Source organism: Stenotrophomonas sp. LARHCG68 (genome assembly GCF_052871705.1).
In genome coordinates this window covers 1,151,975-1,171,115 of record NZ_JBIXJV010000001.1, presented here as the reverse complement: position 1 = coordinate 1,171,115, position 19,141 = coordinate 1,151,975, and the positions used below count along the sequence as shown (strand labels likewise).

Here is a 19,141-nt window from a genome sequence, read left to right as displayed (position 1 = left end):
CCCTCAATTGCCGTAAAGGCGGTTACGTAACGCGATGGTCGTCTGATAGACGGACCGGAAGCGCCTGTCTTCCGGGGCGGCAAACGTCACCCCCAGCGCATTCAACCGGTGCTCGTCGGATGCCTGCACCGACGAGGCACGCTCAGGACTGGACATCACCAGACCGATCTGCACCGCCCCCACGCGACGCCAGGCATCGGCCACCGTGGCCGCTCCGGCACGCGTGGATTCGATCTCGTCCGCGGTGTACTGCCGGTCGATATAGCCGGTCGGCGACTTGCCCGGGTCCAGCTCGCGATCCTGGCCATAGAGCAACTGCATGTTCTCCACGCCGTCGACCATCTCTTCCTTCCTGACGGTTGGCGCCGCCGCGTTCGGGGCATAGGCGAACCTCAGGCGATACAGCGAGCGCCCGCCTGCGGCATTGGTGCCGACGTAGTAGACAGCGGATTCCGCGCGGTAGAGGGTGGTCTGCCCGGCCGTGAACACCTTGGCGATGGCTTCGGCATTGTTCGGGGCACCGGTCACCGAAATGGTCCCCGCTCCCGAGTTCACCGCCGACGCCTGGAACACCACCGCACCCGTGCAGTCAGCCGCACCAAACAGCCCCGGGTTGTCGACACCACTCTGCAGCACGCTCCAGCGGGCGCTGTCGAACTGGAAAACAGGGTTGGCCGGATCCGCAGGCGCGGCCGTCATCGGAACACCGTTCGGGTCGAGGAAGCGCAGGACGATCACATCACTGCCTGCCACCGCATCATCCATCTGATCGGCGTACTCGTCCGGCAAGGCCGGCGAAAAATCCACATCCCCTGCAGTCAGCGACACATCGGCGGCCCCCGGCCCGGTGTCCGCCGCCTCGTAGCCCTGGATGGAAATGCCGAAATCCAGGGCCGGATGCGCCGCCGCCCCGAACGTCGTGGTCAATGCGACCGGGTTCTGGCGCATCATCGCCTGGTCATTCACGCAACCGAAATGACCTGCCATACGAATGTCACGCTGCAGGTAGTCCACCGCAAAACGGCTGTTCTCCTGCACGCGCGCCAACCCCTCGGAAAGCCGATAGGCCTCGCGGGAGCTGCCGAACACCTGGATGATGCCCACCATCAGCAAGGTACCGATGAGCATGGCGATCATCAGCTCGATCAGGGACAGGCCACGAACGCGACCTCCGGGCACAAGGGCCTTCATAGCTGTGTTCTCACTGTTACCTTGCCGCTCTCACCGTCCACATCCCAGCGCTCGTCCGCCCAGGAAACGACCACTTCAACGACATCGCCATTCAGTGTCACCTCGGCCTCGGCGTCGGCTCCCAACGCCTTGCCCATGCGGCAACGCCAGTCCTTGGTGAAGGCATCAGGCGTCAGGTTGGTGCCGGTCGGGGACGTGCAATCCGCATCGCTGGTCAGCGCCGTGAACGTTCCCGCATAGGAACTGCGTGAAATCCGGTTGGCGCGCACCTGATCCAGCAGTTCGTAGCTGAGATTGGTGGCCTGCGTCCGGAAATTGGAACTCTGTACGAAGCGCACGTTCATGGTCTGCAGCAGCGCCAGCCCGAGCAGGCCGAAGCCGAGGATCAGCACTGCGATCATCACCTCGACCAACGTGAAGCCCCGCTGTGCCGAAGCCAGGCCCAACGACCGGCCGCGCCGGCCCGATGGAACGCTCATGGACATGCTCCCCTTACTACCCGGGTCTGCCCGGTCTGGTTCACCTGCACGGTACGCAACAACTCCGCCGTCCCGCATTCGTCGGGTTGCAGGGCGATGGCCTGATCCGCCGACCCACGCCGCCGGCCACGTCCATCGAACGTGATGACCAGGTCAGCCGAATCACCGATGATCGCCTTGCTGCCCTGCGAAACGCGGATGACCTGTTCGGCGGCGTCGAACGCGCCGTCGGCATTGCTGTCGGCCCATACCAGCCACCCCTGGCCCCAGTTGTCGCCATCACAGGCCGCTCCCGTTGAGCTGGCGCAGATCCCGCCGCCGTGGGCGTTCTTGATGGCTTCGGCACGCGCAAGGGCAAGCGAGGCCAGCACTTCATTGGTGGCCGCGGATACGCGATTGGAACGGATGGTCCCCTGGAAATTCGGAAACGCGATGGCTGCGAGCACGGCCAGGATGACCACGGTGATCATCAACTCGACCAGGCTGAAGCCCCTCCCCCATTTACCGCTCATACACTACGCTCCCCAGCGTTCTTCGGGCAGCATGCCATCCCCCCTGTTTCGAGGCAAGGGGAAGGCAAACCGCCGCGTTCAATTATGTGAAGCGGCGATCAAAGCGCCGCTTCACGCAGGGACGACTCAGGCCACCACCTGGTAGCACGGCCGGTAGTCACCGGAGATCTTCATGCGGCGCTGCTCCACGAAGGCCCGCAGCAGCGCATCCAGCGCCTGCATCATCTCCGGGTCGCCGTGGATCCTGAATGGGCCGAAGTCCTCGATGCGGCGCATGCTTTCCTCCTTCACGTTGCCGGCCACGATGCCGGAGAACGCGCGCCGCAGGTCGGCGGCCAGATCCGGCGCCGGCCGGCCCTTGTGCAGGTCCAGCGCGGCCATGGCCTCGTGGGTGGGCACGAACGGCTGCTGGTAGGCCAGCGGGATGTCGACCTGCCAGTTGTAGAAGAACGAATCGCGGTGCGCCAGGCGGAACTCGCGCACCCGCTTGATCCCCTGCGACATCTTGCGCGCCACCGCGACCGGGTCGCCGACGATGATCTCGTAGCGCTCGGCGGCGCGATCGCCCAGGGTCAGGCGGATGAAGCGGTCGATCTGCTCGAAGTACGGCGCCGCGATGGCCGGGCCACTGAGGATCAACGGGAACGGCAGCTCGGCGTTCTCCTCGCGCAGCAGGATGCCCAGCAGGTACAGGATCTCCTCGGCGGTGCCCACGCCGCCCGGGAACACGATGATGCCGTGCCCCAGCCGGACGAACGCCTCCAGGCGCTTCTCGATGTCCGGCATGATCACCAGGTGGTTGACGATCGGGTTCGGCGACTCGGCGGCGATGATGCCCGGCTCGGTGATGCCGATGTAGCGGGTGTTGGTACGACGCTGCTTGGCATGGGCGATGGTGGCGCCCTTCATCGGCCCCTTCATCGCGCCCGGGCCGCAGCCGGTGCAGATATCCAGCCCGCGCAGGCCCAGCTCGTAGCCGACCTGCTTGGTGTAGATGTACTCGTCGCGGGAGATCGAATGGCCACCCCAGCAGACCACCAGGTTGGGCTCGCTCGGCTGCAGGATGCGCGCATTGCGCAGCACGCCGAACACCGCGTTGGTGATGCCGTCGGTGGTCTCCAGGTCCGAGGCGTACTCCGGCCCCAGCTCGATGGCCATGTAGGCCAGGTCGCGCACCACCGAGAACAGCAGCTCGGCGATGCCGCGGATGATCTCGCCGTCGACGAAGGCCGCCGCCGGCGCGTTGCTCAGGTCGATGCGAACGCCGCGGTCCTGCTGGGTCACCTGGATGTCGAAGTCCGGGTACAGGTCGCGCGCGGCGCGCGGGTCGTCCGAAGCGCTGCCGCTGGTCAGCACCGCCAGCGCGCAGCGGCGCAGCAGCTCGTGCATGCCGCCGCTGGAGGCATCGCGCAGGCGCGCCACCTCGGTCCGCGACAGCACGTCCAGCCCGCCACGCGGGTAGATGCGCGCGTCCTGTACCGGCAGCGCCCTCGCTGCCCCTTCACTCTTGGTCATTTCCACTGCTGCTCCTTCTCATTGGCGATCGACTTTAGCGCTGCCCCCATGAAAAGGAAAACGGCCGGGTTGCCCCGGCCGTTTTCGGTTTACATCCGATCAATCAATCGATCAGAACTTGTAGCGGAAGCCCAGCTGCAGCGACCACTGCGAGACACCGGTGTTGAAGCCGTCGGCGTCCGCGTTGGCGTAGGCACCTTCGGTGACCGTTGCCGACTGGTTGCCCACGCGGGCAGTGCGGAAGTCGTAGATGTACTTGCCGGTGGCCTGGTCGATGCCGATGAAGTTGGCAACGCCCTGGTCAGCATAGAAGCCGTAGTCGTAGATGCGACCCCACTTCTTGTTCAGCATGTTGCCGATGTTCTGGATGTCCAGCCAGATCTCCGACTTGTGGCCCTTCATGAAGCCCGGCAGCTGCTGGGTGATGCGCACGTCAAAGGTGTTGACGAAGCCGGCACGGCCAGCGTTCTGCGGGGTGACCGAACCTGCATAGCGTGCCAGTTCCGGGTTCGACTCCAGCCACTTGAAGAACGCGTCTTCCATGGCCGCGCCGCCCTTGAACATCACGTCGCCACGGCCCTTCGGCACGTAGAACAGATCGTTGAAGGTACGGCCGTCGCCGTTCATGTCGTTGGCGTACACCCAGCTGTAGGCGCGACCGGTACGGCCTTCATAGAACAGGCCAACCTGGGTCTCGTAGTCCGAGAAGAACTTGTGCTTCCAGTTCAGGGCACCGGAGATACGGTCACGGACTTCGTAACGCGAACGGGCCAGGGCGTCTTCGTTGGCCTGGAAGATGTAGTTGTTGTTCCAGTTCGAGGTCGCCACCGACGAGGTGTTGCTCGCCACTTCCTTGGCATCGGTGTAGGTGTAGCCCAGGCTCCAGGCCCAGTCGCTCTGCTCGCTGAACGGCTTGGACAGCGAAGCGGTGAACTGGGCGGTACGGCCCTTGTCGGTGTTGTCCAGCAGCACGGCGTCGCTCGCCCAGCTCGGGCCGGTCGACTTGGAGCCGGAGGTGGTGCCGTAGACGCTCTTCCAGAAGAACTCACGACCATCCGGGGCACCGACGAAGCTCGGGTTCTCCAGTTCCAGGCGCTTGAAGAACAAGCCATCCTTGACCTTGGAGTACAGGAACTCGGCCGAACCCACGATGCCGTACCACGGCAGCTCGTGGTCGAACGCCAGGTTGGCCTTCCACACCGACGGGGTCTTGAAGTCGTCGGAGACGAAGTTCACGACCTGCTGTGCGTCCTTCGAGGTGCCCTTGATCGGGTACTCGGTGGTCTGGCTGTAGTTGATGCCGGTGTTGGCGAAGATGTTGCCCAGCCACACCTGCGGCGATTCACCACGGAACAGGCCAACGCCACCGCGCAGCTGGGTCGGACGATCCGAGTCGAAGGTGTAGTTGAAGCCAACGCGCGGCTGGAACAGGAAGCTGTTGTCGCCGATCGAGGTGTTGTTGTAGCCGAAGTACTCCGACGCCTGCTGGTTGTACTGCGGGCGATGGTTGGTGTCGTACTTGTCGGCACGCAGGCCCAGGGTCAGGGTCAGGTTGTTGTTGACGTACCAGGTGTCCTGCACGAACAGGCCCAGGGTTTCGTACTTGTACTTCGCGGCCAGGCTTTCGGCGCCGCCGGTGGCCGGGTCACGCCAGATGGTCTGGACCGGGGTGTCGTTGCGGAACGCATCGATACCCAAATATTCCAGGTAGCCATCAACGTACGGCGCATAGACGTTGTTGATGTCGTTGCTGCTGAAATCGGCACCAAACTTCACGTCGTGGTCGCCCAGGGTCAGGGTGCCCGCGCCGAAGTAGTTCCAGGTCTTGGTGTACAGCTCGTTGTACTGGGTGTTGCTCTCGGTGCCCAGCCACAGGTACGGGCTGTTGCCGTATTCCTGGCTGCTGTGGATGCCGCCGAAGTCGATCTTGATCGCCGGGGTGCCCTTGGCCGACGGATTACGCACGGCCTGGAAATCACGGTAGCTGACCTTGAACTCGGTCGAGAAGTTGTCCGACCAGTCGCTGAACAGCTGGCCGACGTAGGACTCGATTTCCTTGTCGTGCTGGTACCAGTACGAGCTCACCGAGGCAGCGGTGGTCGAGAAGCCGTTCACGCGCAGCTTGCTCTGCTCCAGCTTGCTGTAGCGGAAGCTGGCGCGGTGGTCGTCGTTGATGTTCCAGTCGAGCTTCAGCGCGTACTCTTCCAGGTCCGTGTCCGAAGCCGAGGAGTAGTCGCCCGCGGAGACGCCATAGCGCTCCTGGAAGATCTTCTGCGCTTCGGCGACGTCGCCGAGGCTGATGGTGCCCTTGCCCAGCGGGCTGCCTTCAACGTCGGCGCCCGGAGCAGCCTGCTCGTACTTTTCGTAGTTGGCGAAGAAGAACAGCTTGTCCTTGACGATCGGGCCGCCGAAGGTGACGCCGTAGGTCTTCTCGTCCTCGAAGCCGTCGAACTTGCCGCCGCCCGGGTTGTCGCCGAACCAGGAGCCATCGCGCATGTAGCCATAGACCGAACCATGGAACTCGTTGGTACCGGACTTGGTCACGGCATCAACCACCGCGCCGGTGGCGCCGGTGATGGTGATGTCGTAGCTGGACATGTCGACGTTGATTGCTTCCAGCGCTTCCATCGAGACCGGCTGGCGCTTGGTCGGCATGTTGTTGCCTTCCAGGCCGAAGGTGTCCGAGGCGTTGACGCCGTCGATGCGCACCGCGTTGTAACGCGGGTTCTGGCCACCGGCCGAGATCGAGCCCGAGGCGCGGTCAACGAAGGCCACGCGCGGATCCAGGCGCATGTAGTCCTGGATGTTGCCGTTCATCGACGGCAGCGCTTCGATGGTCTGGCGGCTCACCGAGGTGCCGGTGCCCATCTTGGTCGCGCTGAACACTTCCGAACCACCGGCAACGGCCATGACCTGCACGGCTTCCAGGGTGGTGGCAGCCATGTCGCCGGTCAGGGCGGCGTTGACGGTGCCGTTCTGGTTCACGCCCAGGTAGATGCCGTCTTCGGTCTTGGTGCCTTCACCGGACTTGGTGATGGTGACGCTGTACGGACCACCCACGCGCAGGCCGCGGGCGTTGTAGCGACCAGCCGCGTCGGTGGTCGCACGGCTGACCGTGCCCGACTCGACGTGGGTGATGGTGACTTCCGCACCAGCGACCGGCTGGCCGGCGGTGTTGGTGACCTGGCCGCCGACGCCGGCGGAGGTGCTCTGTGCGAAAGCCGGAGCAGCCGCGAGGGCGGCAATGAGGCCAAGGGTGAGCTTGGACATCCGGATGCGAGGATGATTCATGGGTAGGTAGCCTCGAAACGAGTTGGCGATTGAAAAAAAACGCGATCCATCAGCCCCGGGGTCAACCGGGCGCCTGATCGGCTTGAATCTGGGGGTCCCTTCCGGAGCGGTTTCAGCCGCAACGGTTAAGATAAGGTTAACACGGTAATGACAGTTTATGACTGCAATAAGACAGTTCTGCGGCAACACGATCGGACAAGAACCGACAAATCAATCGGTTATTGGAGTGACCCGAGGTAGGTGGCCAGGCCATCGAGCAGCATTTGCACGGAAATAGCGACCAACAGCATGCCCATCAGCCGCTCCAGGGCGGTCAGCGCGCGGGCACCCAGCAGCTTGTACAGCAGGGTGGCCGACATCAGGATGGCGGCGGTCGCGCCCCAGGCCAGCAGCAGGGCCAGGCTCCAGTCACCCAGCCGGTCGGGCTCGTTGCTGCCCATCAGCATCACCGCCGCCATGCCCGAGGGGCCGGCCACCAGCGGGATCGCCATCGGCACGATGAACGGCTCGCCGTCCGGCACCGCCCCCATCAGCCCTTCCGGCTTGGGGAAGATCATGCGGATGCCGATCAGGAACAGCACGATGCCCCCGGCGATGGCCACCGATTCCTGGCGCAGGTGCATCAGTTCCAACGCGTACTTGCCGCCCCACAGGAAGGCCATCAGCACGGCCAGGGCGATCAGCAGCTCGCGCACCAGCACGATGCGCTGGCGACGCGGGGCCAGGGGCTTGAGCAGGCTCAGGAATACCGGGATGTTGCCCAGCGGGTCCAGGATCAGGAACAGCAGCAGGGCCGCCGAGAGGATGGTCACCCGGCCGCGTCCAGCACCTGCCCGCGCCAGGTCGAACCGGCGGCCGACAGCAACGTGACGCAGGCCGCGGCATAGGCCGAAGGATCCTGCGCGGCGGTGTCCTCGCCATGGATAAAGGCCCGCGCGCGCAGCTCGGTCCGCATCGGCCCGGGCTGCACGCCACTGATACGCACCGGGCCATTGCGCAGCTCGTGGTGCAGCGTGTCGATCAGGCCACGCAGGCCGTACTGGGCCACGCCGTAGCCGCCCCAGAATGCCTGCCCTACCCGCGCCGGATCATCCAGGCTGAACACCACCGCCGCGTCGTCACGCTGGCGCAGCAGCGGCAGGCAGGCCTGGGTGAGCCAGGCACGTGCGGTCAGGTTGACGTGGATGGCGCGCGAGAACGCCGCCGGGCTGGCCAGGTCGAACGGGGTCAGCCCCGGGAAGTCCGCCGCGCAGTGCAGCAGCCCGTCCAGGCCGCCCAGCTCCGTGGCCAGCCGCTCGGCCAGTACCGCGAAGTCGTCCGGGGTCGCCCCTTCCAGGTCCAGCGGGTAGAGCAGCGGCTCCGGCCCCAATTGGGCCACCGCGTCGTATACACGATTGAGCTTGGGCAACTTGCGGCCGAGCAGCACCACCGTGGCGCCGGCCGTGGCGCACGCCTTGGCGGCCGCCGCGCCCAGGCCACCGGCCGCGCCGGAAACCAGCACGACCCGCCCCGCCAGGTCCGTTTGCGCCCAACCTTCCGGCTGGGCACTCACGCCTGGCCCGCCTCGGCGACGATGCGCTTGAGCTCGCCGGATTCGAGCAGCTCCAGGATGATGTCGCAGCCGCCGATCAGCTCACCGTGGATGAAGAACTGCGGAAAGGTCGGAAGGTTCGAGAAGCGCGGCAGGTTGGCCCGCACTTCGGGGAACTCCAGCACATTGACCGTGCGCAGGTGCGCGGCACCAGCGGCCATCAACGCCTGCACGGCGCGGCTGGAAAAGCCGCACATCGGGTACTGCGGCGTACCTTTCATGAACAGGACGAGGGGATGCTGCTCCACCTCTGCCTGGATTTGCTCCATCACCGGCATTCGAATTCTCCTGCTGCGAAAGAACGGCCCGTCCTGGTCGGATAGACTTTCCCGTAGCCACGGATTGTAAGCCGAGCCGACGCATTCCCGGCGCCTTTGCCCTGAAAAGAAATATTCCATGCCCGTCCAACTGCCTGACCTGCCCTACTCCCGCACCGCGCTGCAACCGCACATTTCGGCGCAGACGCTGGAACTGCACCATGGCCGCCACCACCAGGCCTACGTGGATGCGGTCAATGCCCGCATCGCCGGCACCGAGATGGACGAGATGCCGCTGGAGGAGATCGTCCGCAACAGCCAGGGGGCGCTGTTCGAGGCGGCGGCACAGGCCTGGAACCACGGCTTCCACTGGCAGTGCCTGCACCCTCGGGCCGGCGAGGAACCGCACGGGGTGCTCGCCGACCGCATCAACCGCCAGTTCGGCGACGTGCAGAAGCTGCGGGAAGAGTTCAACCGTGCGGCAATGGCGGTGTTCGGCTCGGGCTGGGCCTGGCTGGTGCAGCATGCCGATGGCCGGTTGGCGGTCGTCACCACCCGCAACGCCAATACCCCGTTGACCGGCGACAGCACCCCGCTGCTGGTCTGCGACCTGTGGGAACACGCGTATTACACCGATTACCAGAACGACCGCCTGCGCTACCTGCAGGCGTTCTGGAAGCTGGTGAACTGGGACTTCGCGGCCAGCCAGCTGCGCTGATCACCGGCTGGAGCGGCCTCGGCCATGAGGCCTGTAGTGGCCGAGCCCCCACGATCAGGCTCGCCGCGGAGGCCGTCCACGGCCCGGAGAGGTCGATCCGTGCCTGTGGCAGCCTTGGGGCGCGCCGGCTTCGCGGCCGAGGCTGCTCCTGCCGAGGTCAGGTGTCGTGGGCGGCGACCGCATCCAGGACGCGGGCCGAATAGACCATCGCCGCGCCGGCGTTGAGGGCCACCGCCACACCCAGCGCCTCGGCGATCTCCTCGCGGCTGGCGCCCTGCTTCAGGGCGGCATCCACGTGCGTGGTGATGCAGCCGTCGCAGCGGGTGGTGACGGCCACGGCCAGCGCGATCAGTTCGCGGGTCTTGCCGTCGAGGTGGTTGGTCTGGGCGCCGGCACCGCTGAGGGTCAGGTAGCCCTTGAGGGTGTCGGGCGAAAGCTTGCCCAATTCGCCGATGCGGCCCTTCAGTTCACGGCGGTACGCATTCCAATCGAGCATGGTGGTTCTCCGGGGATGGACCCGGAGAACCTTACGCCCGCCCGGCTTACGCCGGCGTTACGCCGCCGTCCCGAAGGGACTGGACCACCGGTGCCACCTGTGCCTGCCGGCCCAATGCGGCCCCGACGCGCTCCAGCGCACCGGCCAGCGCCGCGGTCGAATCCTCGCGCAGGTTGGCGTGGCCGACCTTGCGCCCGTCGCGCGGCTGCTTGCCATAGTCATGCCAGTGCCCGGCGGGCTCGGCCAGCACCGGCGCCGGGTCGGGCATCCGGCCGATCCAGTTGAGCATGCAGGCATGGCCCAGCACCCGGGTATCGCCCAGCGGCAGGCCGAGCACGGCCCGGACATGGTTCTGGAACTGCGAGGTCTCGGCGCCATCGCTGGTCCAGTGGCCGGAGTTGTGCACGCGCGGGGCCATCTCGTTGGCCAGCAGTTCCTCGCCACGGCAGAACAGTTCCAGCGCGAACACGCCGACATAGTCCAGCCGCTCGGCGACACGGCGCGCATAGCTGATCGCCGTCTGTTGCTGGGCCGCGGACACGGTGGCCGGCGCCAGGCTGGCCGACAGCACGCCATCCACATGCCAGTTGCCGGTCAACGGCCAGGCACGGAATTCGCCGTCGCGGCCGCGCACCCCCACCACGCTGACCTCGCGATCGAAGGCGACGAAGCCTTCCAGGATCAGGCCGGTCTTGTCCGCCTGCGCGCCCAGCGCCTGCCAGGCGGCATCGATGTCCGCCTCGCTGCGCAGGCGGAACTGGCCCTTGCCGTCGTAGCCCAGGCGGCGGGTCTTGAGGATGCATGGCAGGCCGAACTCGGCGACCTTGGCCGCCAGTTGCTCACGGCTGCCGATGTCGGCAAACGGCGGCAGCGGGATACCCAGTTCCTGGAACAGGGTCTTCTCGCTCAGCCGGTCCTGCGCCACCGCCAGCGCGGCGGGGTTGGGGAACACCGGCTTGCGCTCGGCCAACCAGCGCGCGCTTGCGGCAGGCACGTTCTCGAAATCGAAGGTGACCACGTCCACGCGGCCGGCAAATTCCTCCAGCGCGGCCAGGTCATCGAACGCACCGACCTGCAGCGGCGCCACCTGGCCGGCGCAGGCATCGGCGGCCGGGTCGAACACCACGAAGCGGATGCCCAGCGGCGCAGCTTCCAGCACCATCATGCGGGCCAGCTGCCCGCCCCCCAGAATGCCGACCGTGATCATTGACGCGGATCGTCCGCGGCCATCACGTCGTGGGTCTGGCGCTCGCGGAACGCGTCCAGCGCCGCGCCGATCTGCGGCTGTGCCGGGGCCAGCATGGCCGCGGCGAACAGCGCCGCATTGGACGCCCCCGCATTGCCGATGGCGAAGGTCGCCACCGGGATGCCGGCCGGCATCTGCACGATCGACAGCAACGAGTCCATGCCGTTCAGCGCCTTGGACTGCACCGGCACGCCAAGCACCGGCACGGCCGTCTTGGCGGCCAGCATGCCCGGCAGGTGGGCCGCGCCACCGGCACCGGCGATGATCGCGCGCAGGCCGCGCGCTCCGGCCTGTTCGGCATAGCTGAACAGGACATCCGGCGTGCGATGCGCCGAAACAACCTTCACTTCATACGGAACACCCAGGGCATCAAGCTTCTGGGCTGCGTGCTGCATGGTTTCCCAGTCGGAACGGGAACCCATGACGATGCCGACAAGCGGCTCGGAGGGGTTGGGGGTCATTGGCCGTCACCTGCTGCAAAGACGTATTCTAGCCGTCTTCCCCGCAAGACCACGACCTGATGGACCGCAAACTGCTCGACCTGCTCGTTTCCCCCGACACCCGCCAGCCGCTGGCCCAGCTGGAAAGCGCCGGCCTGGATGCCCTGAACCGCGCGATCGGCGCCGGCGGCGTCACCCGGGCCGATGGCAGCGCCCAGGCCCAGCCGCTGCGCGAGGCACTGGTCACCCGCGACCGCAAGCAGGTGTTCCGGGTGGAGGACGGCATCCCGGTGCTGCTGGCCGACGAGGCCATCGCCACCGCCCAGATCACCGACTTCCCGGCCAAATAATGCTGCCGCACCCGCCGCTTGCCCCGCCGCAGGAACAGATCGACGCCGATGTCGCCCGCGCCTTGGCCGAGGACATCGGCAGTGGCGACGTCACCGCCGCCCTGCTCCCCGACAGCGCCGACATTGCCTACCTGCTGTGCAAGCAGGACGCGGTGATCGCCGGCCGCCCCTGGTTCGACGCCACCCATCGCGCGCTCGACCCGGAGGTGAAGATCCACTGGCGGGTACTGGAAGGCGACCGGGTCAGCGCCGGCACCGTGCTGGCCACGCTGGAAGGCCGCAGCCGCAGCCTGGTCAGCGCCGAGCGCACCTCGCTCAACTTCCTGCAGACGCTGTCCGGGACCGCCACGATCACCGCCCGTCACGTCGAAGCGGTAGCCGGCACCGGCGCGCGCATCCTCGACACCCGCAAGACCCTGCCCGGGCTGCGCCTGGCGCAGAAGTACGCGGTGCGCTGCGGCGGTGGCGACAACCACCGCATCGGCCTGTTCGACACGGTGATGCTCAAGGAAAACCACATCCGCGCCGCCGGCTCGCTGGGCGCGGCGGTGCGCGCCGCCCGGGCGCAGCAACCCACGCTGCCGCTGGTGGTGGAGGTGGAGGACCTGCAGCAGCTGGAGCAGGCCCTGACCGCCGGCTGCGAACGCATCCTCATCGATGACTTCAGCCCGGCGATGCGCCGCGACGCGGTGCGCATCGCCGCCGGCCGCATCCCGCTGGAGGTGTCCGGCAGCGTCGACCTGTCCGTGCTGCGCTCCATTGCCGAAGATGGCGTGGACTGCATCTCCATCGGCGGGTTGACCAAGCACGTGCAGGCGATCGACCTGTCGTTGAAGCTCGGCCCGCCGCCGGCCTGACTCACGCCGCCCACACGGCCTCGCCTGCAACACTGGCTTCCTCCACCCCCACGGAGTTCGATGTGGTCTACCGGTACCTGCTGTGCGGCGTTGCCCTGCTTGCCCCCGCCTTCGCCGCGCACGCGGTGGAGGCCTGTGACATCCCGCCCCGCTTCGGCGTGAGCGAAACCGCCAAGGCGGTGGTGCGCGTGGCCTGCGACGAGCACCGGCTCTGGTACCGCCCCTTCATCGACCGCGATGGCCGCATCGCCAGCCTCGGGGTCACCGAGGCCGAAGCCGAGCACCTGGCCGACAACGGCCTGATCGCCTGGCAGCGCGTGGCCGGCTACTGGCGCGAGAGCGGGACGCTGTCGCCGATGGGGGCCATCCCCGGTGCCACCAGCTGCATGCAGCCGGCCGGCAACCGCTATACCGACAGCGACTGCCGCGCCTTCCTGATCGACAACCCGTGGTCGGCGGCCTTCATCTCCTGGGTGATGACGCGTGCGGGCGTGCCCGGCTTCAACCGTTCACCGCGCCACATCGACTACATCCGCGCGGCCTACCAGGGAGGCGCCAACGCCTCGCCGTACCGGTTGGCCGACCCGGCCAACGAGAAGCCCGCCCCCGGCGACATGCTGTGCTTCCTGCGCGATCGCAGCACGTCACTGAACCATGCGGGGCTGATACAGGCGCTGGGCAGCGGCCGTGCCGGCAACTGGAAGTCCCATTGCGAGGTGGTGATCGGCGCCAATGTCGGCGGTGACCGCACGCTGTACCTGGTCGGTGGCAACGTCGCCAACACCGTGGCGATGCGCAAGCTCACCCTGGATCGCACCGGCATGATCGAGCTGCCCAAGCCGTCACAGGCCGCCGCGGACGCGGTCGTCGAAGCGGGCTGCTCGCCGGGCCATGAAGAAGAATGCAACCTCAACCGCCAGGACTGGGCGGCCTTGTTGAAGCTCACCGCCAACGTGCCGATGCAGGGCCCGACGCCGGTGTTCGACGGCAATGCGCCGCTGCCACCGCCACCGGATGAACCGGTCCCGGCGCCACCAACGCGTTGACCGGGCCGGGCTGCGCCGGACACGGCGAATCGCCTAAAGTGTCGGCATGCCTACCCTGCTCATCCTGATGATCGTCGGCGCGATCGGTTTCGCGTTCTGGGACCGCTCCCGCGCCGCCGCCGACCGCGCCACCGAACTGGGCCGCAATGCCTGCCGTGCCGCCGACGTGCAATGGCTGGACCAGAGCGTGCATGCCACCGGCATGCGCCCCTGCCGCCTGCCCAATGGCTGGATCGGCTTCGAGCGCAGCTTCCGCTTCGACTATTCCTACGACGGCATTGATCGCCACACCGGGCGCATGGTGCTGCGCGGCGGCCAGCTGGTGTCCTTCACCGGCCCGGCCGCCGCCCAGATCGGGCGCCTGCGGCAGAGCACGGAAGACGCCGAGGACGTTTGAGCGTCCGGGTTGGCGGGCGTCGCTACGGACGGATGCCCCCTGCTTCGCGGTCGTGGCCGCTCCTGCCCTCGGCGCCGCCCCTGAGCGCGCGTATCCCTGCGTCTTGGGCCGTGGTCACATCCGCCGCGACGGCGCGTCCTGTTGACCTAGTGACTTCCGGCGCATTGCCGTCAGCCCGACGGCAAACGGAAAGTGTCCTCATCCGTCCATACAGGGGCCTGGTCCATGCTGCAGATCCGCGGTTTGTCGAAAACCTACGCCAATGGCGTCCATGCACTGAAGAACATCGACCTGGACATCCCGCGCGGCATGTTCGGCCTGCTCGGCCCCAACGGCGCCGGCAAGTCGTCGTTGATGCGTACGTTGTCCACCCTGCAGGAGGTCGACAGCGGCAGCGCCACGCTGACCACCGCCGATGGCACCCGGATCGACGTGCTCAAGGACAAGGACGCGCTGCGCCGCCGGCTGGGTTACCTGCCGCAGGACTTCGGTGTCTACCCCAAGGTAAGTGCACTCGACCTGCTGGATCATTTCGCCGTGCTCAAGGGCCTGACCGCGCGCAGGCAACGCAAGGAAGTGGTCGAGGGCCTGCTCCAGCAGGTCAACCTGTGGGACGCGCGCAAGCGCAAGCTCGGCACCTACTCCGGCGGCATGCGCCAGCGCTTCGGCATCGCCCAGGCGTTGCTCGGCGACCCGCAGCTGGTGATCGTCGATGAACCCACCGCCGGCCTGGACCCGGAGGAGCGCAACCGTTTCCTCAACCTGCTGGCCGAGATCGGCGAGAACGTGGTGGTGATCCTGTCCACGCACATCGTCGAGGACGTGACCGACCTGTGCCCGAACATGGCCATCATGAACAAGGGCCAGGTACTGCTGACCGGCCGACCGGTCGATGCGATCGGCGCGCTGCAGGCCCAGGTCTGGCGCAAGCAGGTCGGCAAGGCCGAGCTGGCCGACTACGAATCCCGTTTCACCGTGCTGTCCACGCGCCTGGTGGGTGGCCACCCGGTGATCCATGTGTTCAGCGCCACCCAGCCGGACCAGGGCTTCGTGCCCGTCGAGCCCGGGCTTGAGGACGTCTACTTCCAGCGCCTGCGCCTGCAGGCGCAGGCCGCCTGACGGAGACGGCCCATGACCCTGAACTTCCTGCGCTTCGAGCTGCGCGAGCAGCTCCGTTCCCCGCTGTTGTGGTTGCTGGCATTGTTCCTGGCGCTGATGGCCTTCGCCGCGGCCTCCAGCGATGCGGTCCAGATCGGCGGCGGCATCGGCAACGTGCATCGCAATGCGCCGTCGGTGATCAGCTCGCTGATGACCGCCTTCACCCTGCTCGGCCTGCTGGTCACCACCTTGTTCGTCAGCAACGCGCTGCTGCGTGACTTCGAGCTGGGCACGGCCGAGCTGGTGTTCTCCAGCCCGATCAAGCGCCGCGACTACCTGCTCGGCCGCCTCGGCGCGGCGTTGCTGGCCTGCCTGGTGATGTACGTCATCGTCGCCGCCGGCCTGTTCATCGCGCAGTTCATGCCCTGGATCGACGCCGCGCGGCTCGGTCCGGTGTCACTGCAGCCCTACCTGTGGGCATTCGTGGTGATGGTGCTGCCCAACGTGCTGTTCACCACCGCGCTGCTGTCGCTGCTGGCGGCCACCACCCGCAGCATCCTGTGGGTGTACATCGGCGTGATCGTGTTCTTCGTGCTGTATGGCGTCAGCCGCGTGATCCTGGCCGACATCGACAACCAGCAGATCTCCGCCCTGCTCGACCCGCTGGGCATCCGCGCGATCAACCTCGCCACGCGCTACTGGTCGGCCGAGGAACGCAACACCGCCGTGCCGGCGCTGGCCGGGTTCCTGCTGCAGAACCGCCTGTTGTGGCTGGCGATCAGTGCCGCCTTGTTTGCCGCCACCTTCGCCCTGTTCCGCACCCAGCGTGCCGGCACCGGCCGCGCCAGCCGCCGCCAGCGCGGCAGGCAGGACACCGCGCCGGCAGCAGTTGCACGCCCGGCCGCCACCGCGCCGCGGGTGACGCCGACGTTCGCCACCGCCACCCACCTGCGCCAGCTGCTGCGCCAGGTCCGCTTCGACACCTTCGGCATCTTCCGCAGCATTCCCTTCATCGTGCTGCTGTTGCTGGGCCTGGCCAACTTCATCCCGTCGTCGCTGTTCCGCCAGAACATGTACGGCACGCCGACCTGGCCGGTCACCTCGCAGATGCTGGAGGCGCTGCAGGGCAGCTACAGCTGGCTGCTGGTGCTGATCGTGCTGTTCTACGCCGGCGAGCTGGTGTGGAAGGAACGCACCGCGCGCATCGCCGGCATCACCGATGCCACGCCGGTCCCGAACTGGGTGCCGCTGGCGGGCAAGTTCCTGGCGCTGGTGGCCGTGGTGCTGAGCTTCCAGGCCATTGGCGGTGCGGCCTCGGTCCTGGTGCAGCTGTCCAAGGGTTACACCCACATCGAACCGCTGCTGTACGTGAAGACCCTGCTGCTGAACTCCACCGTGTTCGTGCTGATGGGCGGGCTGGCGCTGGTGCTGCAGGTACTGAGCAACAACAAGTTCCTCGGTTATGCACTGCTGATCCTGGTGCTGATCGGGCAATCGGTGCTGGGGCTGCTGGACTACGCGCAGGACATCTACAACTACGCCAGCGCGCCGAATGCGCCCTATTCGGACATGAACGGTTACGGCCACTTCCTGACCGCGCAGTTCGCCTTCCAGGGCTATTGGGCCCTGTTCCTGGGGGTGCTGTTGCTGCTGTGCGCGGCCCTGTGGGTGCGTGGCGTGGACGGCGGCCTGCGCACCCGCCTGCGACTGGCGCGCCAACGCCTGCATGGCGGCCTGGGGGTTGCACTGGCCCTGGCCGTGGTGGCCTTCGTCGGCTGCGGCGGCTGGCTGTACTGGAACACCAACATCCGCAACGAGTACCTCTCGCCCGATGCCGAACTGGACCGATTGGCGTACTACGAGAAGACCTACCGCCAGTTCAAGGACCTGCCGCAGCCGCGCATCATCGCCGTGGACAACACCGTCGACCTGCACCCGGAAACCCAGTCGGTGCGCATCGACGGCCGCTACCGCGTGCGCAACACGCACGCCGTGGCGATCCCGCAGCTGCACATCTCCATCGCCGACGACAAGACGCTGACCGCACTGGACCTGGGCGCCGCCAGGCTGGACAAGAATGACGCCGACGTCGGCTATCGCATCTACACGCTGGATACGCCGATGCAACCCGGCGAGGAACGCGACATCCGCTTCACCGTCGACATCCACCCGGACGGCATCCCCGCCGGCCAGGCCCAGACCCGGATCGTCGACAACGGCAGCTTCTTCAACAGCGGCATCCTGCCGGGCTTCGGCTACAACGCCGGCGCCGAGATCGATGACCGCAACGAGCGTCGCAAGCGTGGTCTGGGCGAGCCCACGCGCATGCCCAAGCTGGAGGACGAAGCCGCGCGCGCCAACACCTACATTTCCAACGACGCCGACTGGCTGGACTTCCGCAGCACCGTCTGCACCGCGCCGGACCAGATCGCGCTGGCCCCGGGCTACCTGCAGAAGGAGTACACCCGCGACGGCAGGCGCTGCTTCGACTACGCCATGGACCGGCCGATGCTGAACTTCTACGCCTACCTGTCGGCACGCTGGGCGGTGAGGAAGGCGGCCTACAAGGACATCCCGATCGAGATCTACTACGACCCCAAGCATCCCTACAACGTGGACCGGATGATCGAAGGCGTGCAGAAGTCGCTGGCCTACTATGAGGCCAACTTCAGCCCGTACCAGCACAAGCAGTTCCGCGTCATCGAGTTCCCAAACTACGTGGGAAGCTTCGCGCAAGCCTTCGCCAATACGGTCCCCTACTCCGAAGCCGTGGGATTCATCGCCGACCTGCGTGACCCCGACAACATCGACTATGTCTTCTACATCACTGCGCATGAGGCAGCACATCAGTGGTGGGCGCACCAGGTAATCAGCGCCAACGTGCAGGGCGCGACCATGCTTACCGAGTCACTTGCACAGTACTCAGCTCTGATGGTGATGGAGAAGGAGTATGGCCGCGCGCACATGCGCCAGTTCCTGAAGACCGAACTGGACCGCTACCTGTCCGGGCGTGGTGGCGAAGATGTTGAAGAACAACCGCTGTACCGCAATGAAAACCAGCAGTACATCCACTATCGCAAGGGTTCGGTGGTGTTCTACCGCCTGCGCGAGGAGATCGGCGAGGAGGCATTGAACCGCGCGCTGCACCGCTTCCTGCAGGCCAAGGCCTTCCAGCAACCGCCGTACACGACCTCGGCCGAACTGCTGGAATTCATCCGCGCCGAGGCCAGGCCGGAGCAGCAGGCATTGATCACCGACCTGTTCGAGAAGATCAGCTTCTACGACAACCGGGTGGTCGAGGCCACCGCGAGCAAGCGCACCGACGGGCGCTACGACGTGACCCTGCAGCTGCACGCCGACAAGCGCTACGCCGATGGGCTGGGCAAGGAAACGGCCGGCACGCTGGACGACTGGATCGAGGTCGGCGTGTTCGCCAGCGGCGCCTCGGGCAAGGAGCGCGACGAGAAGGTGCTGTACCTGCAGCGCCACCACATCACTGCCGGTAATCCGACCCTCACCGTGACCGTGGACCAGAAACCGGACGAAGCCGGGTTTGACCCCTACAACAAGCTGATCGACCGGGTTTCGGCCGACAACCGGAAGCGGATCAGCCTGCAATGAGACAAGAGCCCGCAGCGCCGCGTGATCTGCTGCGCT

At 66.6% G+C, this 19,141-nt stretch carries 18 protein-coding genes; 7 read left to right on the top strand and 11 right to left on the bottom strand.

From position 1 onward, the window contains the following. Nucleotides 1-3: 3 nt before the first annotated feature. The 8 genes from ACIPR8_RS05030 to grxD form a co-directional block, all read right to left on the bottom strand. Nucleotides 4-1,191: a PilW family protein gene (locus ACIPR8_RS05030; protein WP_446540328.1), complete on the bottom strand. Its 1,188-nt coding sequence runs from the start codon at nt 1,189-1,191 to the stop codon at nt 4-6. Then, nucleotides 1,188-1,670 carry a type IV pilus modification protein PilV gene (pilV, locus tag ACIPR8_RS05025; protein ID WP_446540327.1) on the bottom strand — a complete coding sequence of 161 codons (483 nt, stop codon included), beginning with the start codon at nt 1,668-1,670 and terminating at the stop codon, nt 1,188-1,190. Before pilV ends, ACIPR8_RS05030 begins: the two co-directional genes overlap by 4 nt. After that, entirely contained in the window at nt 1,667-2,182 is a 516-nt protein-coding gene (locus ACIPR8_RS05020; RefSeq protein ID WP_446540326.1) for a GspH/FimT family pseudopilin, read from the bottom strand. Before ACIPR8_RS05020 ends, pilV begins: the two co-directional genes overlap by 4 nt. Nucleotides 2,183-2,308: 126 nt before the next feature. After that, a complete protein-coding gene (gene ppnN, locus ACIPR8_RS05015; RefSeq protein WP_192288043.1) occupies nt 2,309-3,697 on the bottom strand; it encodes a nucleotide 5'-monophosphate nucleosidase PpnN in 1,389 nt (462 codons plus the stop codon). A 111-nt stretch (nt 3,698-3,808) separates the two neighbouring features. Further along, nucleotides 3,809-6,988, bottom strand: a complete 3,180-nt coding sequence (locus ACIPR8_RS05010; RefSeq protein WP_446540325.1) for a TonB-dependent receptor — start codon at nt 6,986-6,988, stop codon at nt 3,809-3,811. A gap of 218 nt (nt 6,989-7,206) precedes the next feature. Beyond that, nucleotides 7,207-7,800, bottom strand: coding sequence for a YhgN family NAAT transporter (locus tag ACIPR8_RS05005; protein ID WP_132862691.1), 594 nt, complete (start codon nt 7,798-7,800; stop codon nt 7,207-7,209). After that, on the bottom strand, nt 7,797-8,540 hold the full coding sequence (locus tag ACIPR8_RS05000) for an SDR family NAD(P)-dependent oxidoreductase (RefSeq protein WP_446540324.1): 744 nt from the start codon (nt 8,538-8,540) through the stop codon (nt 7,797-7,799). The genes ACIPR8_RS05005 and ACIPR8_RS05000 overlap by 4 nt, the downstream gene beginning before the upstream one ends. Continuing rightward, the gene (grxD, locus tag ACIPR8_RS04995) at nt 8,537-8,857 is read right to left on the bottom strand and encodes a Grx4 family monothiol glutaredoxin (RefSeq protein ID WP_132862689.1); all 321 of its coding nucleotides are present in this window, start codon (nt 8,855-8,857) and stop codon (nt 8,537-8,539) included. The genes ACIPR8_RS05000 and grxD overlap by 4 nt, the downstream gene beginning before the upstream one ends. A 118-nt stretch (nt 8,858-8,975) precedes the next feature. Between grxD and ACIPR8_RS04990 the strand changes: the two genes are divergently transcribed. Further along, nucleotides 8,976-9,554 (top strand): superoxide dismutase, encoded by a 579-nt coding sequence (locus tag ACIPR8_RS04990; RefSeq protein WP_132862688.1) that lies wholly within the window; start codon nt 8,976-8,978, stop codon nt 9,552-9,554. 157 nt (nt 9,555-9,711) lie between these two features. Here the strand turns inward: ACIPR8_RS04990 and ACIPR8_RS04985 are convergent, their stop codons facing one another. The 3 genes from ACIPR8_RS04985 to purE are packed head-to-tail and all read right to left on the bottom strand — an operon-like array spanning nt 9,712 to nt 11,757. Beyond that, nucleotides 9,712-10,050 carry a carboxymuconolactone decarboxylase family protein gene (locus ACIPR8_RS04985; RefSeq protein ID WP_132862687.1) on the bottom strand — a complete coding sequence of 113 codons (339 nt, stop codon included), beginning with the start codon at nt 10,048-10,050 and terminating at the stop codon, nt 9,712-9,714. Nucleotides 10,051-10,096: 46 nt separating this feature from the next. Beyond that, complete coding sequence (locus ACIPR8_RS04980) at nt 10,097-11,257, bottom strand: 5-(carboxyamino)imidazole ribonucleotide synthase (protein WP_446540323.1); 1,161 nt, start codon at nt 11,255-11,257, stop codon at nt 10,097-10,099. Beyond that, the gene (gene purE / locus ACIPR8_RS04975) at nt 11,254-11,757 is read right to left on the bottom strand and encodes a 5-(carboxyamino)imidazole ribonucleotide mutase (protein ID WP_313251380.1); all 504 of its coding nucleotides are present in this window, start codon (nt 11,755-11,757) and stop codon (nt 11,254-11,256) included. The genes ACIPR8_RS04980 and purE overlap by 4 nt, the downstream gene beginning before the upstream one ends. A gap of 59 nt (nt 11,758-11,816) precedes the next feature. On the opposite strand from purE, the gene ACIPR8_RS04970 reads away from it, so the two are divergent. From ACIPR8_RS04970 to ACIPR8_RS04945, 6 genes are all read left to right on the top strand, one after another. Beyond that, nucleotides 11,817-12,086 (top strand): Trm112 family protein, encoded by a 270-nt coding sequence (locus tag ACIPR8_RS04970; RefSeq protein WP_132862684.1) that lies wholly within the window; start codon nt 11,817-11,819, stop codon nt 12,084-12,086. After that, on the top strand, nt 12,086-12,943 hold the full coding sequence (gene nadC, locus ACIPR8_RS04965) for a carboxylating nicotinate-nucleotide diphosphorylase (protein WP_446540322.1): 858 nt from the start codon (nt 12,086-12,088) through the stop codon (nt 12,941-12,943). The genes ACIPR8_RS04970 and nadC overlap by 1 nt, the downstream gene beginning before the upstream one ends. A 62-nt stretch (nt 12,944-13,005) precedes the next feature. Further along, complete coding sequence (locus ACIPR8_RS04960; protein WP_446540321.1) at nt 13,006-13,989, top strand: DUF2272 domain-containing protein; 984 nt, start codon at nt 13,006-13,008, stop codon at nt 13,987-13,989. 46 nt (nt 13,990-14,035) lie between these two features. After that, nucleotides 14,036-14,386 carry a DUF3301 domain-containing protein gene (locus ACIPR8_RS04955; protein WP_132862681.1) on the top strand — a complete coding sequence of 117 codons (351 nt, stop codon included), beginning with the start codon at nt 14,036-14,038 and terminating at the stop codon, nt 14,384-14,386. Between the two features lie 225 nt (nt 14,387-14,611). Continuing rightward, nucleotides 14,612-15,505 (top strand): ABC transporter ATP-binding protein, encoded by an 894-nt coding sequence (locus tag ACIPR8_RS04950; protein ID WP_132862680.1) that lies wholly within the window; start codon nt 14,612-14,614, stop codon nt 15,503-15,505. A 12-nt stretch (nt 15,506-15,517) separates the two neighbouring features. Then, the gene (locus tag ACIPR8_RS04945) at nt 15,518-19,105 is read left to right on the top strand and encodes a M1 family aminopeptidase (protein ID WP_446540320.1); all 3,588 of its coding nucleotides are present in this window, start codon (nt 15,518-15,520) and stop codon (nt 19,103-19,105) included. Nucleotides 19,106-19,141 lie beyond the last annotated feature (36 nt).

Bases quoted from the DNA above. Each gene is read 5' to 3' on its own strand.
- ppnN (WP_192288043.1), bottom strand. From the start codon at position 3,697: ATGACCAAGAGTGAAGGGGCAGCGAGGGCGCTGCCGGTACAGGACGCG.
- ACIPR8_RS04985 (WP_132862687.1), bottom strand. From the start codon at position 10,050: ATGCTCGATTGGAATGCGTACCGCCGTGAACTGAAGGGCCGCATCGGC.
- ACIPR8_RS04990 (WP_132862688.1), top strand. From the start codon at position 8,976: ATGCCCGTCCAACTGCCTGACCTGCCCTACTCCCGCACCGCGCTGCAA.
- ACIPR8_RS04970 (WP_132862684.1), top strand. From the start codon at position 11,817: ATGGACCGCAAACTGCTCGACCTGCTCGTTTCCCCCGACACCCGCCAG.
- ACIPR8_RS04945 (WP_446540320.1), top strand. From the start codon at position 15,518: ATGACCCTGAACTTCCTGCGCTTCGAGCTGCGCGAGCAGCTCCGTTCC.
- purE (WP_313251380.1), bottom strand. From the start codon at position 11,757: ATGACCCCCAACCCCTCCGAGCCGCTTGTCGGCATCGTCATGGGTTCC.
- pilV (WP_446540327.1), bottom strand. From the start codon at position 1,670: ATGAGCGTTCCATCGGGCCGGCGCGGCCGGTCGTTGGGCCTGGCTTCG.
- ACIPR8_RS05010 (WP_446540325.1), bottom strand. From the start codon at position 6,988: ATGAATCATCCTCGCATCCGGATGTCCAAGCTCACCCTTGGCCTCATT.
- grxD (WP_132862689.1), bottom strand. From the start codon at position 8,857: ATGCCGGTGATGGAGCAAATCCAGGCAGAGGTGGAGCAGCATCCCCTC.
- ACIPR8_RS05030 (WP_446540328.1), bottom strand. From the start codon at position 1,191: ATGAAGGCCCTTGTGCCCGGAGGTCGCGTTCGTGGCCTGTCCCTGATC.
- ACIPR8_RS04980 (WP_446540323.1), bottom strand. From the start codon at position 11,257: ATGATCACGGTCGGCATTCTGGGGGGCGGGCAGCTGGCCCGCATGATG.
- ACIPR8_RS04950 (WP_132862680.1), top strand. From the start codon at position 14,612: ATGCTGCAGATCCGCGGTTTGTCGAAAACCTACGCCAATGGCGTCCAT.
- nadC (WP_446540322.1), top strand. From the start codon at position 12,086: ATGCTGCCGCACCCGCCGCTTGCCCCGCCGCAGGAACAGATCGACGCC.
- ACIPR8_RS04955 (WP_132862681.1), top strand. From the start codon at position 14,036: ATGCCTACCCTGCTCATCCTGATGATCGTCGGCGCGATCGGTTTCGCG.
- ACIPR8_RS05020 (WP_446540326.1), bottom strand. From the start codon at position 2,182: ATGAGCGGTAAATGGGGGAGGGGCTTCAGCCTGGTCGAGTTGATGATC.